Origin of the sequence: Mycobacterium conspicuum (assembly GCF_010730195.1) — a bacterium.
GTDB lineage: Bacteria > Actinomycetota > Actinomycetes > Mycobacteriales > Mycobacteriaceae > Mycobacterium > Mycobacterium conspicuum.
Window position 1 is genome coordinate 5,625,341 of record NZ_AP022613.1, and the last position, 15,137, is coordinate 5,640,477.

At 67.6% G+C, this 15,137-nt stretch carries 10 protein-coding genes; 5 read left to right on the forward strand and 5 right to left on the reverse strand.

What is annotated here, in order from left to right:
* The first annotated feature begins 434 nt into the window (after positions 1–434).
* Both gltB and G6N66_RS25985 read left to right on the forward strand, forming a co-directional pair.
* Entirely contained in the window at positions 435–5,027 is a 4,593-nt protein-coding gene (gene gltB, locus G6N66_RS25980) for a glutamate synthase large subunit (protein WP_085236723.1), read from the forward strand.
* Complete coding sequence (locus G6N66_RS25985) at positions 5,020–6,486, forward strand: glutamate synthase subunit beta (protein WP_085236721.1); 1,467 nt, start codon at positions 5,020–5,022, stop codon at positions 6,484–6,486. Before gltB ends, G6N66_RS25985 begins: the two co-directional genes overlap by 8 nt.
* A gap of 346 nt (positions 6,487–6,832) precedes the next feature.
* Here G6N66_RS25985 and G6N66_RS25990 read toward each other — a convergent pair whose 3' ends face one another.
* The gene (locus G6N66_RS25990) at positions 6,833–7,681 is read right to left on the reverse strand and encodes an LLM class F420-dependent oxidoreductase (protein WP_085236720.1); all 849 of its coding nucleotides are present in this window, start codon (positions 7,679–7,681) and stop codon (positions 6,833–6,835) included.
* Between the two features lie 51 nt (positions 7,682–7,732).
* On the opposite strand from G6N66_RS25990, the gene G6N66_RS25995 reads away from it, so the two are divergent.
* Together G6N66_RS25995 and G6N66_RS26000 are read left to right on the forward strand one after the other, a co-directional pair.
* Entirely contained in the window at positions 7,733–8,164 is a 432-nt protein-coding gene (locus G6N66_RS25995; protein ID WP_085236718.1) for a hypothetical protein, read from the forward strand.
* Positions 8,152–9,156 (forward strand): PHP domain-containing protein, encoded by a 1,005-nt coding sequence (locus G6N66_RS26000; protein WP_085236716.1) that lies wholly within the window; start codon positions 8,152–8,154, stop codon positions 9,154–9,156. The genes G6N66_RS25995 and G6N66_RS26000 overlap by 13 nt, the downstream gene beginning before the upstream one ends.
* A 20-nt stretch (positions 9,157–9,176) precedes the next feature.
* On the opposite strand, the gene G6N66_RS30185 is transcribed toward G6N66_RS26000, so the two are convergent.
* The 3 genes from G6N66_RS30185 to G6N66_RS26015 form a co-directional block, all read right to left on the reverse strand.
* The gene (locus G6N66_RS30185; protein WP_456320204.1) at positions 9,177–11,129 is read right to left on the reverse strand and encodes a PE family protein; all 1,953 of its coding nucleotides are present in this window, start codon (positions 11,127–11,129) and stop codon (positions 9,177–9,179) included.
* A 113-nt stretch (positions 11,130–11,242) separates the two neighbouring features.
* On the reverse strand, positions 11,243–12,442 hold the full coding sequence (gene dinB, locus G6N66_RS26010) for a DNA polymerase IV (RefSeq protein ID WP_085235057.1): 1,200 nt from the start codon (positions 12,440–12,442) through the stop codon (positions 11,243–11,245).
* A gap of 23 nt (positions 12,443–12,465) precedes the next feature.
* The gene (locus tag G6N66_RS26015; protein WP_179968319.1) at positions 12,466–13,125 is read right to left on the reverse strand and encodes a TetR/AcrR family transcriptional regulator; all 660 of its coding nucleotides are present in this window, start codon (positions 13,123–13,125) and stop codon (positions 12,466–12,468) included.
* Positions 13,126–13,184: 59 nt separating this feature from the next.
* Here G6N66_RS26015 and G6N66_RS26020 point away from each other — a divergent pair, with 59 nt between their 5' ends.
* Entirely contained in the window at positions 13,185–14,654 is a 1,470-nt protein-coding gene (locus G6N66_RS26020; protein ID WP_085235063.1) for a flavin-containing monooxygenase, read from the forward strand.
* Here G6N66_RS26020 and rraA read toward each other — a convergent pair.
* Complete coding sequence (gene rraA, locus G6N66_RS26025) at positions 14,651–15,136, reverse strand: ribonuclease E activity regulator RraA (RefSeq protein WP_085235055.1); 486 nt, start codon at positions 15,134–15,136, stop codon at positions 14,651–14,653. The genes G6N66_RS26020 and rraA overlap by 4 nt on opposite strands.
* Position 15,137: the final 1 nt, after the last annotated feature.

Sequence of the window (15,137 nt, forward strand, 5' to 3'; positions counted from 1 at the left end):
GCGGATCGGGTGCCGCGGCAGGGCGCCTCCGGGCACGCCCGCGACTCACGGGACGACGGCCGCGGGCAAACTCGTCCGAGGGCGCGCTAAGGCCGGTGGTCGGCCCGATCCGAACGGTGGTGCGCGGATTGCCCCGGCAGCGAGGCCGTCGACCAGTCGTTACAGCGAATTTACGGTGACGCCAGCCGGCAGGTTACTATTAGGGAAGTTGGCATGTCAGGCGGGTTTTGTCATATCGTTTTACGACTTGTCGAGACTGGTTACGAGCCCACCGTTCAGCGCTGCACGGACGAATACACGATCGAGTCATCTCCGGCTGGCGGACAGCCTATCGACAAGACCGAAGGGGCCTAACCCGCGACCTTAGGGGTTCGGAACCGTCGGTGCCACCACATAGGCCGCGCAGAGAGTTTCAGGTGAAGGGTTAGGTGGGAATGACGCCCAAGCGCGCAGGGCTGTACAACCCCGCATACGAGCACGATTCGTGCGGAGTGGCCATGGTCGTCCATATGTACGGCCGGCGCACCCGAGACATCGTCGACAAGGCCATTACCGCGCTGCTCAACCTCGAACACCGCGGCGCGCAGGGAGCCGAGCCGCGCAGTGGTGACGGGGCCGGCATCCTGATCCAGGTCCCCGACGCGTTCCTGCGCGAGGTCGTCGACTTCGAGCTGCCCGCCCAGGGCAGCTACGCCACCGGCATCGCGTTCCTGCCGCAGTCCTCCAAGGACGCCGCCGCCGCCTGCGCCGCGGTGGAGAAGATCGCCGAAGCCGAAGGCCTGCAGGTGCTGGGCTGGCGCGACGTACCCACTGACGACTCCTCCCTTGGCGCGTTGTCCCGCGACGCCATGCCGACCTTCCGGCAGGTGTTCCTGGCGGGGGCTCCGGGTGTTTCGGGCATGACGCTGGAGCGACGCTGCTATGTCGTCCGCAAGCGCGCCGAGCACGAACTGGGCACCAAGGGTCCGGGCCAGGACGGCCCGGGTCGCGAAACCGTCTATTTCCCAAGCCTTTCCGGGCAAACGTTCGTCTACAAGGGCATGCTGACCACCCCGCAGCTCAAGGCGTTTTACCTTGACCTGCAAGACGATCGGCTGACCAGCGCCCTGGGCATCGTGCACTCGCGCTTTTCCACGAACACGTTCCCGTCGTGGCCGCTGGCGCACCCGTTCCGGCGCATCGCGCACAACGGGGAGATCAACACCGTCACCGGCAATGAGAACTGGATGCGGGCCCGCGAGGCGTTGATGAGCACCGACATCTTCGGGTCGGTCGACGACCTGGAGAAGCTGTTCCCGATCTGCACGCCGGGCGCCTCCGACACCGCGCGCTTCGACGAGGCACTCGAACTGCTGCACCTGGGCGGGCGCAGCCTGCCGCACGCGGTGCTGATGATGATCCCCGAAGCGTGGGAACGCAACGAGTCGATGGACCCCGCGCGACGGGCTTTCTACGAGTACCACGCGTCTTTGATGGAGCCGTGGGACGGCCCGGCGTCGATGACGTTCACCGACGGCACCATCGTGGGCGCGGTGCTGGACCGCAACGGCCTTCGCCCGTCCAGGATTTGGGTCACCGAGGACGGCCTGGTGGTGATGGCCTCCGAGGCCGGAGTGCTGGATCTCGACCCGTCGACCGTGGTGCGCCGGATGCGGCTGCAGCCCGGCCGGATGTTCCTGGTGGACACGACGCAGGGCCGCATTGTCTCCGACGAAGAGATCAAAGCCGAGCTGGCCGCCGAGCACCCCTACCGCGAGTGGCTCGACAAGGGACTGGTTCCGCTGGAGAAGTTGCCGGCGGGCAAGTACGCGCGGATGCCGCACAGTCGAGTTGTCTTGCGCCAATTGGCTTTCGGCTACACCTACGAGGAGCTCAATCTGCTGGTGGCACCGATGGTCCGCACCGGCGCCGAGCCGATCGGGTCGATGGGCACCGACACTCCGGTCGCGGTGCTGTCGCAGCGTCCCCGGATGCTCTACGACTACTTCCACCAGCTCTTCGCGCAGGTGACCAACCCACCGCTGGACGCCATCCGCGAGGAGGTGGTGACCAGCCTGCAGGGCACCACCGGTGGTGAGTGCGACCTGCTCAACCCGACCGAGAGGTCGTGTCACCAGATCTCGCTGCCGCAGCCCATTCTGCGGAACTACGAGCTGGCCAAGCTGATCAACCTCGACCCCGACGACGAGGTCAACGGGCGCCCGCATGGCATGCGTTCCAAGGTGATTCGCTGCCTGTACCCGGTCGCCGAGGGCGGCGCCGGCTTGGCCGCCGCGTTGGACGACGTGCGCGCGCAAGCCTCGGCGGCGATCGCCGACGGCGCGCGGGTGATCATCCTGTCCGACCGTGAGTCCGACGAGACGATGGCTCCGATTCCGTCGCTGCTCGCGGTGGCGGGGGTGCACCACCACCTGGTGCGCGACCGTACTCGCACGCACGCGGGCCTGGTGGTCGAAAGCGGCGACGCCCGCGAGGTGCACCACATGGCGATGCTGATCGGCTGCGGGGCCGCGGCGATCAACCCCTACCTGGTGTTCGAGTCGATCGAGGACATGCTCGATCGCGGCATCATCGACGGCATCGACCGCAAGACGGCGTTGAACAACTACGTCAAGGCGGCCGGCAAGGGCGTGCTGAAAGTGATGTCCAAGATGGGCATTTCGACGCTGGCCTCCTACACCGGCGCACAGCTGTTCCAAGCGGTCGGCATCTCCGAGGATGTGCTCGACGAATACTTCACCGGGCTGGCCTGCCCGACCGGCGGGATCACCCTGGACGACATCGCCGCCGACGTCGCCGCCCGGCATCGGCTGGCGTATCTGGACCGGCCCGACGAACGCGCACACCGTGAGCTCGAGGTGGGCGGGGACTATCAGTGGCGTCGCGAAGGCGAGTACCACCTGTTCAACCCGGAGACCGTCTTCCGGCTGCAGCACGCCACCCGCACCGGGCAGTACAAGATCTTCAAGGAGTACACCCGCCTGGTCGACGACCAGAGCGAGCGGATGGCATCGCTGCGTGGCCTGCTGAAGTTCCGCGGCGACGTGCGGCCCCCGGTCCCCCTGGACGAGGTCGAGCCCGCCAGCGAGATCGTCAAGCGGTTCTCGACCGGCGCGATGAGCTACGGCTCGATCTCCGCCGAGGCGCACGAGACCCTCGCGATCGCGATGAACCGGCTGGGCGGCCGGTCCAACAGCGGCGAGGGCGGCGAGGACGTCAAGCGCTTCGACCACGACCCCAACGGCGACTGGCGCCGCAGCGCGATCAAGCAGGTTGCCTCGGCCCGCTTCGGCGTGACCTCGCACTACCTGACCAACTGCACCGATATCCAGATCAAGATGGCTCAGGGCGCGAAACCCGGTGAGGGCGGCCAGCTTCCGGGGCACAAGGTGTACCCGTGGGTGGCCGAGGTGCGGCACTCCACACCCGGTGTCGGCCTGATCTCGCCGCCGCCGCACCACGACATCTATTCCATCGAGGACCTGGCGCAGCTGATCCACGACCTGAAGAACGCCAACCCATCGGCGCGGGTGCACGTCAAGCTGGTCTCCGAGAACGGGGTGGGCACGGTTGCCGCCGGCGTCTCCAAGGCGCACGCCGACGTCGTCCTCATCTCGGGACACGACGGCGGCACCGGTGCCACCCCGCTAACATCGCAGAAGCACGCGGGTGCCCCGTGGGAGCTGGGGCTGGCCGAGACGCAGCAGACCTTGCTGCTCAACGGGTTACGCGACCGGATCGTGGTGCAGGTGGACGGCCAGCTCAAGACGGGCCGCGACGTGGTCATTGGCGCCTTGCTGGGCGCCGAGGAGTTCGGTTTCGCCACCGCCCCGCTGGTGGTGGCCGGCTGCATCATGATGCGGGTATGTCACCTCGACACCTGCCCGGTCGGCGTGGCCACGCAGAACCCGGTGCTGCGTGAGCGGTTCACCGGCAAGCCGGAATTCGTCGAGAACTTCTTCCTGTTCATCGCCGAAGAAGTCCGGGAATACATGGCGGAGCTGGGTTTTCGGACGTTCAACGAAATGGTCGGCCAGGTCGGCGCCCTGGACACCACGCTGGCTCGCGCACATTGGAAGGCGCACCGGCTTGACCTGACGCCGGTGCTGCACGAGCCGGAATCGGCGTTCATGAACCAGGACCTGTATTGCAGCTCGCGCCAGGACCACGGCCTGGACAAGGCGCTCGACCAGCAGCTGATCGTGATGAGCCGCGAGGCGCTGGATTCGCAGAAGCCGGTCCGGTTCTCCACCACCATCGCCAACGTCAACCGCACGGTCGGCACCATGCTCGGCCACGAGGTGACGAAAGCCTATGGCGGCCAAGGCTTGCCGGATGGAACGATCGACATCACGTTCGACGGGTCCGCGGGTAACAGCTTCGGCGCCTTTGTGCCCAAGGGCATCACGCTGCGCGTGTACGGCGATGCCAACGACTACGTCGGCAAGGGTCTATCCGGTGGCCGCATCGTGGTGCGTCCGTCGGACAACGCGCCGCAGGATTACGTCGCCGAGGACAACATCATCGGTGGCAACGTGATTCTGTTCGGCGCCACCAGCGGGGAAGCGTTCCTGCGCGGTGTGGTGGGAGAAAGGTTCGCTGTGCGTAACTCCGGGGCACACGCCGTGGTCGAGGGCGTGGGCGATCACGGTTGCGAGTACATGACCGGAGGTCGGGTCGTCATCCTGGGCCGGACCGGCCGCAACTTCGCGGCCGGTATGTCCGGCGGTGTTGCCTACGTCTACGACCCCGACGAGGAATTGCCCGACAACCTGAACACCGAGATGGTGGACGTCGAGACCCTCGACGAGGACGACGCCGAGTTCCTGCACGGCATCATCCAGGCGCACGTGGATGCCACGGACTCAGCTGTGGGGCAACGCATCCTGGCCGACTGGCATGGCCAGCAACGGCACTTCGTCAAGGTGATGCCGCGGGACTACAAGAAGGTGCTGCAGGCGATCGCCGAAGCCGAACGCGACGGCACGGATGTCGACAAGGCGATCATGGCGGCCGCGCATGGCTGATCCGAGCGGCTTCCTGAAATACACACGTCGGGAATTGCCGCAGCGACGGCCTGTCGCGCTGCGGCTGAAAGACTGGAAAGAGGTCTACGAGGAGTTCAACGACGACACCCTGCGCGAGCAGGCGACCCGTTGCATGGACTGCGGGATTCCCTTCTGCCACAACGGCTGTCCGCTGGGCAACCTCATTCCGGAATGGAACGACCTGGTGCGCAGGGGCCGGTGGCGCGACGCGATCGAACGGCTGCATGCCACCAACAACTTCCCGGATTTCACCGGCCGGCTGTGCCCGGCGCCGTGCGAACCGGCCTGTGTGCTCGGCATCAATCAGGATCCGGTGACGATCAAGCAGATCGAGCTGGAGATCATCGATCACGCCTTCGATGAGGGCTTCGTGGTGCCGCTGCCTCCGGACAAGTCGACGGGAAAGACTGTGGCCGTGGTGGGTTCGGGCCCGGCGGGACTGGCCGCCGCCCAACAGCTCACTCGCGCCGGCCACCGCGTGACCGTCTTCGAACGCGACGACCGCATCGGTGGTCTGCTGCGCTACGGCATCCCGGAATTCAAGATGGAAAAGCGGGTGCTCGACCGGCGGCTCGAACAGATGCGCGCCGAGGGCACCGAGTTCCGGGTCGGCGTCAACGTCGGCGTCGACATCACCGCCGAGCAGCTGCGCGCCGATTTCGACGCGGTGGTGCTGGCCGGTGGCGCGACCGCCGCGCGGGATCTGCCGATTCCCGGCCGCGACCTGGACGGCATCCACCAGGCGATGGAGTACCTGCCGTGGAGTAACCGAGTGCAGGAAGGCGACGACGTTCTCGGCGACGACGGGGAGCCGCCGATCACCGCCAAGGGCAAAAAGGTCGTCATCATCGGCGGCGGCGACACCGGCGCCGACTGCCTGGGCACCGCGCACCGGCAGGGCGCCGCCAGCATCCACCAGTTCGAGATCATGCCGCGCCCGCCGGACTCTCGCGCCGAGTCCACGCCATGGCCGACCTATCCGTTGATGTACCGCGTGTCGTCGGCACACGAAGAGGGTGGCGAGCGGGTCTTCTCGGTCAACACCGAGGAGTTCGTCGGCAAGGACGGGCGCGTGGCCGCGCTCAAGGTGCACGAAGTGACCATGGAGGGCGGCAAGTTCGTCAAGGTCGAGGGCACCGACTTCGAACTCGACGCCGATCTGGTGTTGCTGGCGATGGGATTCGTCGGCCCGGAGCAGCCGGGCCTGCTGACCGACCTCGGAGTGAAGCTCACCGACCGCGGAAACGTCGCGCGCGGCGCCGACTTCGACACCTCGGTGCCCGGCGTTTTCGTCGCCGGCGACATGGGCCGGGGCCAGTCGCTGATCGTCTGGGCGATCGCCGAGGGGCGGGCGGCCGCGGCCGGGGTGGACCGCTATCTGATGGGCTCGACGGCATTGCCGGCGCCAATCAAGCCGACGGCGGCGCCGCTCCAATAAAAGCCCGGAAAGTCACACCAGTAACTTCAGAAACATGAATATATTTTTCGGCGTTTCTGCCACCGTTTGCCAGACGATTGTTGTGTAATAGACCGGTGTGGGCTTCATCACAGGGGGAGTCCGAACGAGCTGGCCGACCGCAGGAGTGATCACTGTGCGTACACACCCCGGACCGCGATCACGGATGGGCCGAATTGCCTGGTCATGGCTACGCCATCCACTGAAAAGCCACGAATTTCCCGCCAAACACGAGCGCCTGGTGACGGCTCAGGACCTCATATTGTTCGGGGTCTAGCGGCCCGTCAACGCCACCGCACGTACGTCGCGAGGTTTGCTCTGAGCTAACTCAGCTAACAAGGCCGGATTCGCGGATCGCCTCCGCCAGCGATTCCAGTATCACCGGATCGTGCGGCGGGGCGATGTGGACGATGCCGAGGTCCAAACCTTCGGCGGCGAGGGCGGCCGCGTCCTCGACGACCTGCCCGTAGTTGCGGTCTTCACCCAGGCGCAGGTGGGCCGACAGGGTGATCTCCTTGGGATCGCGCCCGATGTCGGCGCAGCGTGCAGCCAGGACGTCGCGCTTGTGCGCGAACTGCTCGGGCGTCCCGCCAACGAAATTCCAATGCTGCGCGTAGCGCGCCGTCAGCGGCAGCGTCCGTTTCTCACCGCTGCCGCCGATGCAGATTGGCGGGTGCGGGCGCTGCGGGCCCTTGGGTTCGTTGCGGGCGCCCTTGAGCTGGTAGAACTTGCCAGCGAAGTCGGTGGACTCCTGGCTCAGCAGGCTGATCAGCACCTGACATGCTTCTTCGAACCGGTCGAAGCGGTCCTTGAGGGAACCCAGCTCGATGCCGTAGGCGCCCGATTCTTCGTCGTTCCAGCCGGCGCCGATCCCTAATTCGAGGCGGCCGTTGGAGATGATGTCCAGCGCGGCGGCCATGTTGGCGAGCACGGCTGGATGCCGGTAGTGGATGCCGGTGACCAGGGTGCCGAGGCGGAGCCTCGTGGTGGCCTGCGCGAGTGCGGTCAGGGTCGTCCAGCCCTCCAGGCAGGGACCGTTGCTGTCGCTGAAAATCGGGTAGAAGTGGTCGAAGGTCCAACCCGATTCGAAGACGTCGATCTGGTCGGCCTCCTGCCAGAGGGCAAGCATGTCGGGCCAGGTGGTGTTTTGCGGAGCGGTCTTGAAGGCGAATCGCATGTAATCGACGGTAGTCCGCCTTTATTAAGCGCAACTAAACTCGGGCACACCATGGTCCTCGGAATCGACACCAAGATCACGCTGCTGGCGGCCGGTCTGATTTTTCTGCTGGCGCTCGGCCTCGGCGTGTGGAAGTACCGGCAGATCATGGTCTCCGACGATCACCGGGCGCACCCCTACGTCGACATCGCGCATCGGGCGGCGTTGCTCTATTCGTTCGCGACGCTGCTCATCGCCGTCTTCGTCGAGCTCAGCGCCTGGCCGGCGTGGGTGAACCTGATTGCGGCGATGGTCGCCGTGTTCTTCTTCGTCGCCGCCATCGGGTCCTACATCCTGCACGGGGCGCGGCGCGACACGGAGAATCAATTCGAGCGTCCGCCGCGGGGGACCGGGGCGATGATGGCGTTGCTGATCGTGGGCGAAATGGGCGGATTCGCAGTGGTTTTCGCCGGCTTTGTGGTGGGGCAGCTATGGACCCGGTAGAGGCACTGCGCCAGATCGCGTACTACAAGGATCGCGACCGCCAAGATCCACGGCGGGTGATGGCCTACCGCAACGCCGCCGACATCCTCGAGGACCTTGACGACGCCGCCCTCGAGCGACACGGCCAGGCCAACAGCTGGCAGTCGATTCCCGGCATCGGACCCAAGACCGCGAAGGTCATCGCGCAGGCCTGGGCCGGGCGCGAGCCCGATCAATTGGCCGAATTGCGCGCTGCCGCAGGCGATCTCGGCGGGGGACAAATACGTGCCGCGCTGCGCGGGGACCTGCACCTGCACTCCAACTGGTCGGACGGGTCGGCACCGATCGAGGAGATGATGGCCACCGCGGCCACGCTCGGACACGAGTACTGCGCGCTCACCGATCACTCGCCGCGGCTCACGATCGCCCACGGGCTCTCGGCGGAGCGGCTGCGCAAACAGCTCGACGTGATCGACGAGTTGCGCGACAAGTTCGCGCCGATGCGCATTCTCACCGGCATCGAGGTGGACATCCTCGACGACGGCAGCCTGGACCAGGAGCCCGAGCTGCTCGAGCGCCTCGACGTCGTGGTGGCCAGCGTCCACTCCAAGCTGTCGATGGATTCCGATGCCATGACCCGCCGCATGGTGCGCGCGGTGTCCGACGGTCACGCCGACGTGCTGGGCCACTGCACCGGGCGGCTGGTCGCCGGCAATCGCGGCATCCGGCCCGAATCGAAATTCGACGCCGAAGCGGTGTTCACCGCCTGCCGCGACCACGGCACCGCGGTGGAGATCAACTCCCGCCCCGAGCGCCGTGACCCGCCGACGCGGCTGTTGAAGCTGGCGCTGGACATCGGCTGCGTGTTCAGCATCGACACCGACGCGCACGCCCCCGGCCAGTTGGACTTCCTCGGTTACGGCGCCCAGCGCGCGCTCGACGCCGGTGTGCCCGTCGACCGGATCGTCAACACCTGGCCGGCCGAACGGCTGTTGGAGTGGACCGCAGCCTGAGGCGGGTGCGACCGCCAGCGTCAGACGGATTGCCCGTCGCCGCCGGCGTTGCCGCCAATCACGATAAGGGCCTCGGCACCGTCACCGGCGACGCCCTTGGCGCCCCCGTCACCGCCGTACTGCCCACTATTACCACCACCCACGCCCCCGGCGCCGCCCAAGTCGCCCTTGGCGCCGGCGGAGCCGTTGTCGGCGTTGGCGGGGTAGGCCCACGCTCCGCCGCCGCCACCACCACCGGGGCCGGTGCCGCCGCTTCCGCCGGCACCTCCTTGAGCTAGCCCCCCAGAGGCGGTGGTGATCGCGTTTCCTCCTGCGCCGCCCGCGCCGCCCGCGCCGCCGGCGTAAGCGGCCCCACCGCCCCCGCCTCCGCCTCCGCCAAAGGCCATGTCCCCGTTCGCCTCCCCAACCGCGCCACCGCCGGTGCCGCCTCCGCCTCCGGTACCCCCCGCCCCGCCGTCGGGAGCACCGGCGCCGCCTTGGCCGCCGTCCCCGCCGAGTCCGAGGGCTACTGGCTGGCTGAGTTGGGTTGAGCCGGCGCCGCCGGTGCCGCCGCTGCCGCCGGTGCCACCGGTACCTCCGGAGCCGCCGATGCCACCGCCCCCGACCTGGCCGCCGGTACCGCCCGCACCGCCGCCGCCCCCGCCACCGCCGTAGGCGGAGTGGTTTGCGCCGGTTCCCGATTTCGCGCCGCCGCCGGTACCCCCGGTACCGCCGAGACCGCCGTCGCCGCCGGAACCATTGGTTGCGCCAGCACTGGAGTCGCCGCCGGCGCCGCCGGCGCCGCCGTGGCCGCCTAGGCCGCCTCGGCCGGCCACCTCATTAAACCCAGTGCCGCTGAAGCCACCTCCGTCACCGCCGGTACCGCCAGCGCCCCCGGTACCTCCCGAGCCGCCGCTACCGGCCTGCCCGAGGAGGCCTCCTCCGGCGCCACCGGCCCCACCGGCACCGGCGTTGCCGCCGTCGCCACCGACGCCCCCGGTTCCGGCGCTGGTGGCACCGGCCCCGTCTCCACCGCCGCCGCCCTTGCCACCCGAGGCGCCGTCGCCGCCGATGCCGCCCGCCCCGCCGGCGCCGCCCAGCAGGGCCTGATTTGCGCCGCCGGCCCCACCGTTGCCACCGGCGCCCCCGTGCCCACCGGCCCCGCCGGTCCCGCCGGTCACGCTGACGTCGATACCGGTTCCGCCGAGGCCGCCGCGCCCGCCCGCCCCGCCGTCACCACCGGCGCCGTTCAGCGATAGCAATTGCCTGTTGGCCCCGCCCGCACCGCCGGCACCGCCATGGCCGCCCGCCACCCCAACCGGAAGGCCGCTGCCGCCGTCCCCGCCGGTCCCGCCGGTCCCGCCCGCGCCACCACCGATCAGCCCGCTGGCCCCGCCGGCCCCGCCGTTGCCGCCCGGCTCGCCGAACAGGGCCTTGCCGCTTCCGCCGGCGCCCCCGTTACCGCCATGGCCCCACAGCCCCGCCGACCCGCCGGCCCCGCCGTCCTGGCCGTGCGCGCCCGACCCACCGTTGCCGCCGTTGCCTATCAGCCATCCGCCGTCACCACCGTCGTTCCCGCTGCCCGGCGCCCCGTTGGCTCCGTTGCCGAACAACGGGCGCCCGGTCAGCAACTCCACCGGCGAGAACACGCCGAGGCCCTGGGCCGCCCCGACCAGCGCCGTCAGGGGATCGGCAGTGGCCGCTGCGCTGGCCGCTTCACTGATCGCATAGAGCCGCGAGCCGGACGTCAACGCCTGCACAAATTGCTCATGAAACAGCGCCGCCTGCGCGCTGAGCGCCTGATACTCCTGGCCATAGCGGCCGAACACCTGGGAGACCGCCGCCGAAACCTCATCCCGCGCCGCCGCCATCACCGATGTCGTCGGAGCCGCCGCCGCGGCGTTGGCCGACCTGATCGCCGATCCAATCGCGTTCACGTCCGCCGATGCTGTGCTGAGAACCTCAGGAAATACCGACACGAAAGACGACATCATGGCTCCTAATCGGTGTTGTCGAGCCCGAGAATAACGACGACGACTTGCGCAATTCTTGCGTTTCAGCATGATTGAGTGCGCGCCGTTGCGGCGGGTCGGCGCCCTGGACCGGCTCAGTCCGGTAGGTGCGGCATCTCCAGTCCGGCGTCGCGACCGACCAGCACCCCACGCGTCAACGCCGATTTGCCGTAGCGGCGCCGCACCTGGTCGACCGCCTGATCGATGGCGGTCGAGTCGTCGACAAAGGCCAGCATCAGCTGTTGGGTGCCATCCCGGTCGATGCCCGATACGGCGAAACCCACCAGCGTCAAACCCTTTTGGGTGATCAGCGGTGCGGCCGACGCGAGCAGCTGTCGAGCGGCGGCCAGGATGGGCTGCGTCGACGAGGTTGCCCACGGCAGCGTGCGCGAGCGGGTAGCGCGGCTGAAGTCGTCAAAACGCATGCGCAGCAACACCGTTCGTCCGGTGCGCCCGGCGGCGCGCATGCGGGTGGTGATCCGGTCGACGAGGTTCACCACCACCGCGTCGAGTTCGCCGGGCGTCATGCGATTGCCGGCGCTGCCGAGCGCCCGCTGAGCCCCGACCGACCGGCGACGCACCCCGGTGGTCACGCGGCGGCGATCGATGTTGCGGGACAGGGCATACAGTTGGCGACCCATCGCGGCGCCGAGCATCGAAGCGAGCGTCGACTCGCCGAGTTCGGCCACGTCGGCCACCGTCTCGATGCCGTGGGCATGCAGCTTCTCGGCGGTCACCGCGCCCACGCCCCACAACCGACGCACCGGCAACGGGTGCAGGAACTCCAGCTCGCGATCGGGCCGCACCAACAGCAGCCCGTCCGGTTTGGCTTCCTGGCTGGCCACCTTCGCCAGGAACTTGGTCCGCGCGATCCCGACGGTGATGGGTAGTCCGACTCGGTCGCGCACGTTGGCGCGCAGCCGCGCCGCGATCTCGACGGGGGTACCCGAGACCCGGCGCAGGCCGCCGACGTCGAGAAAAGCCTCATCCACCGAGAGGGGCTCGACGACCGGAGTGGTGTCGCGGAATACCTCGAACACCTCGTCGCTGGCCCGCGAATAGGCGCTCATCCGCGGGGGCACCACCGCCGCGTGCGGGCACAGCCTGCGCGCCTGCGCCCCGCCCATCGCGGTGCGCACGCCGTAGGCCTTGGCCTCGTAACTGGCCGCCAGGACCACACCGCCGCCAACGATCACCGGGCGCCCGCGCAGCGTCGGGTCATCGCGCTGCTCGACGGACGCGTAGAACGAATCCAGGTCCGCGTGCAGGATGGACGCATCACACCGCACGAACATATGTTCGCACTGGGGTGTGACGATTAGCGAGATCCGCCGTAGATGCTGGCGACCCAGATGTGGGTGAGGGTGTCGACGACGCTGTCCTCGCTGACCGCCGGGTGCTCGGCCGACAGGGTGGCCATCATGGTGCGCTCGTTCATCTGGTTGAGCGACGTCGCGAGGTCGGCCGCCGGGATGGTCTCCGGTGCCGCACCACGCGCTCGGTCGGCGCTGATCACGGCCGCGGTCTGGTCGATCCACTTTTGCATGAAGCCCGACCACACGGCGCGGATCTCCGGGCTGGTGGCCAGCGCCTCCACACCTGCCCGCGCGACGGCACGGTGCGAGCTGAACGCGGTGAAGAACGCTTGGATCACGTTTCGGCACATCCCGCGCGGATCCTCGCTCGGCGATTGCCCCGCACCCTCGAACTCCGCGTCGGCCACGGCGATCAGCGGCTCGAGCAGGGAAAGCAGCACCGCCTCTTTGGATGGGAAATAGAAGTAGAAGGTGGGGCGCGAGATGCCGGCGCCCTTGGCCAGGTCGTCCACCGAGATGTCGGCCAGGGAGCGCTCGGCCAGCAGCCGCTCGGCGGTGGCGAGGATCGCCTGCTCGCGGTCGTCGCCCGACGGGCGGCTGGAACGCCTGCCCCGCGGGGCGCGTGTCGGACTGGCGGTACTCACTCGGGCTACTTTACACATGGTTGAGAGTTTCGACAGTGTGTTGACTGACTCGACACTGCGTTGATAACGTGACGGTCATGACCGAACACCTCGACGTCGTCATCGTGGGCGCCGGTATTTCCGGTGTGAGCGCGGCCTGGCACCTGCAGGATCGTTGCCCGACCAAGAGCTACGCCATCCTGGAGAAGCGCTCCGCGATGGGCGGCACCTGGGACCTGTTCCGCTATCCGGGCATTCGCTCCGACTCCGACATGCACACGCTGGGTTTCCGGTTCCGTCCCTGGACCGAGCGCCAGGCCATCGCCGACGGCGGCCCGATTCTCGAATACGTCAAAAGCACCGCGGCCATGTACGGCATCGACAAGCACATCCGGCTCAACCACAAGCTCTTGGCGGCCGACTGGTCGAATGCCGACAACCGCTGGACATTGCAGCTTGAAATCGACGGCACACCAAGCACACTCACCTGCTCATTCCTTCTCCTGTGCAGTGGCTACTACAACTACGAGCAGGGTTACGCTCCGAAGTTCGACGGCGCGGAGGACTTCACCGGTCCGATCATCCATCCGCAGCACTGGCCCGAGGACCTCGACTACGCAGACAAGAACATCGTGGTGATCGGCAGCGGTGCCACCGCGGTCACTTTGATTCCGGCACTTGCGAATTCGGGTGCCAAGCACGTCACGATGCTGCAGCGTTCGCCGACCTACATCGTCTCTCAGCCCAAGCGGGACAAGACGGCCGAGCGACTTAACCGCTGGCTGCCCGCAGACGCGGCCTACTTCGCGGTGCGATGGAAGAACGTGCTGCGGCAGTCGCTGCTGTACGGCGCGTGCCAGAAGTTCCCGAAGCCGATGCGAAAGATATTGCTGAGCTACGTTCAACGCCGACTGCCCGAAGGCTACGACGTGGAGAAGCATTTCGGCCCGAACTACAACCCGTGGGACCAGCGGCTGTGTCTGGTACCCAGCGGTGACCTATTCCGCGCTATCCGCAATGGGACGGCCGAGGTCGTCACCGACACCATCGATCGGTTCACCCCGACCGGCATTCGGCTCAACTCGGGCCAGGAGTTGCCAGCCGACATCATCATCACCGCAACGGGATTGAACCTGCAGTTGTTCGGTGGCGCGACGGTCAGCGTCGACGGACAGCCGGCCAATCTCACCGAGACGATGGCCTACAAGGGCATGATGCTGTCCGGTCTGCCCAACATGGTCTACACGGTGGGATACACCAACGCATCGTGGACGCTGAAGGCCGACCTGGTGTCCGAATACGCCTGCCGGCTGCTGAACTACATGGACGACAACGGTTTCGACACCGTGGTGGTTGAGCACCCGGGTTCGGATATCCAAGAGCGCCCGTTCATGGAATTCACCCCCGGCTACGTGCTGCGCTCGCTGGATGAGTTACCGAAGCAGGGTGACCGCACGCCGTGGCGGCTGAATCAGAACTACCTGCGCGATATCCAGCTGATCCGGCGCGGGAAGATCGCAGACGAGGGTCTGCGATTCGCCAAAAAACCTGCGCCAGTGGCGGTTTAAGGTTCCGCAGCGACGACGACGATGCCGTCGTCGTCGCTATAGGCAATCTCGCCCGGCACAAACGTCACGCCACCCAGGCTGACCTCCAGATCGCGCTGCCCGGCCCCGGTCTTGGTGCTCTTGCGTGGGTTGGTGCCCAGCGCCTTGATGCCGATGTCGATGCCCCGAAGGGCGGCCGCGTCGCGCACCGCTCCGTTGACCACCAGCCCGGACCAGCCGTTGGAGCGGGCCAGCTCGGCGATGACGTCGCCGACGAGTGCGGTGTGCAGGGAACCGGCACCATCGATCACCAGCACGCCGCCCGCACCGGGCTGGGAGAGTATGGATTTCAGCAGCGCGTTGTCCTGGAAGCAACGCACGGTGCTGATCGGCCCGGCGAACTCGGACCGCCCGCCGAACTGGCGAAACTGCATGTCGCAGCTGCGCACGTCGGAACCGATTTCATCGACGAGGTCGGCGGTTGGCCGAAACGTCACCGTCACT

Excerpts from the sequence above, each read along its gene's own strand:
- G6N66_RS25990 (WP_085236720.1), bottom strand. The coding sequence starts at position 7,681 with ATGCGATTCGCCTTCAAGACCGCTCCGCAAAACACCACCTGGCCCGAC.
- G6N66_RS26020 (WP_085235063.1), top strand. The coding sequence starts at position 13,185 with ATGACCGAACACCTCGACGTCGTCATCGTGGGCGCCGGTATTTCCGGT.
- gltB (WP_085236723.1), top strand. The coding sequence starts at position 435 with ATGACGCCCAAGCGCGCAGGGCTGTACAACCCCGCATACGAGCACGAT.
- dinB (WP_085235057.1), bottom strand. The coding sequence starts at position 12,442 with ATGTTCGTGCGGTGTGATGCGTCCATCCTGCACGCGGACCTGGATTCG.
- G6N66_RS30185 (WP_456320204.1), bottom strand. The coding sequence starts at position 11,129 with ATGATGTCGTCTTTCGTGTCGGTATTTCCTGAGGTTCTCAGCACAGCA.
- G6N66_RS26000 (WP_085236716.1), top strand. The coding sequence starts at position 8,152 with ATGGACCCGGTAGAGGCACTGCGCCAGATCGCGTACTACAAGGATCGC.
- G6N66_RS26015 (WP_179968319.1), bottom strand. The coding sequence starts at position 13,125 with ATGTGTAAAGTAGCCCGAGTGAGTACCGCCAGTCCGACACGCGCCCCG.
- G6N66_RS25985 (WP_085236721.1), top strand. The coding sequence starts at position 5,020 with ATGGCTGATCCGAGCGGCTTCCTGAAATACACACGTCGGGAATTGCCG.
- G6N66_RS25995 (WP_085236718.1), top strand. The coding sequence starts at position 7,733 with ATGGTCCTCGGAATCGACACCAAGATCACGCTGCTGGCGGCCGGTCTG.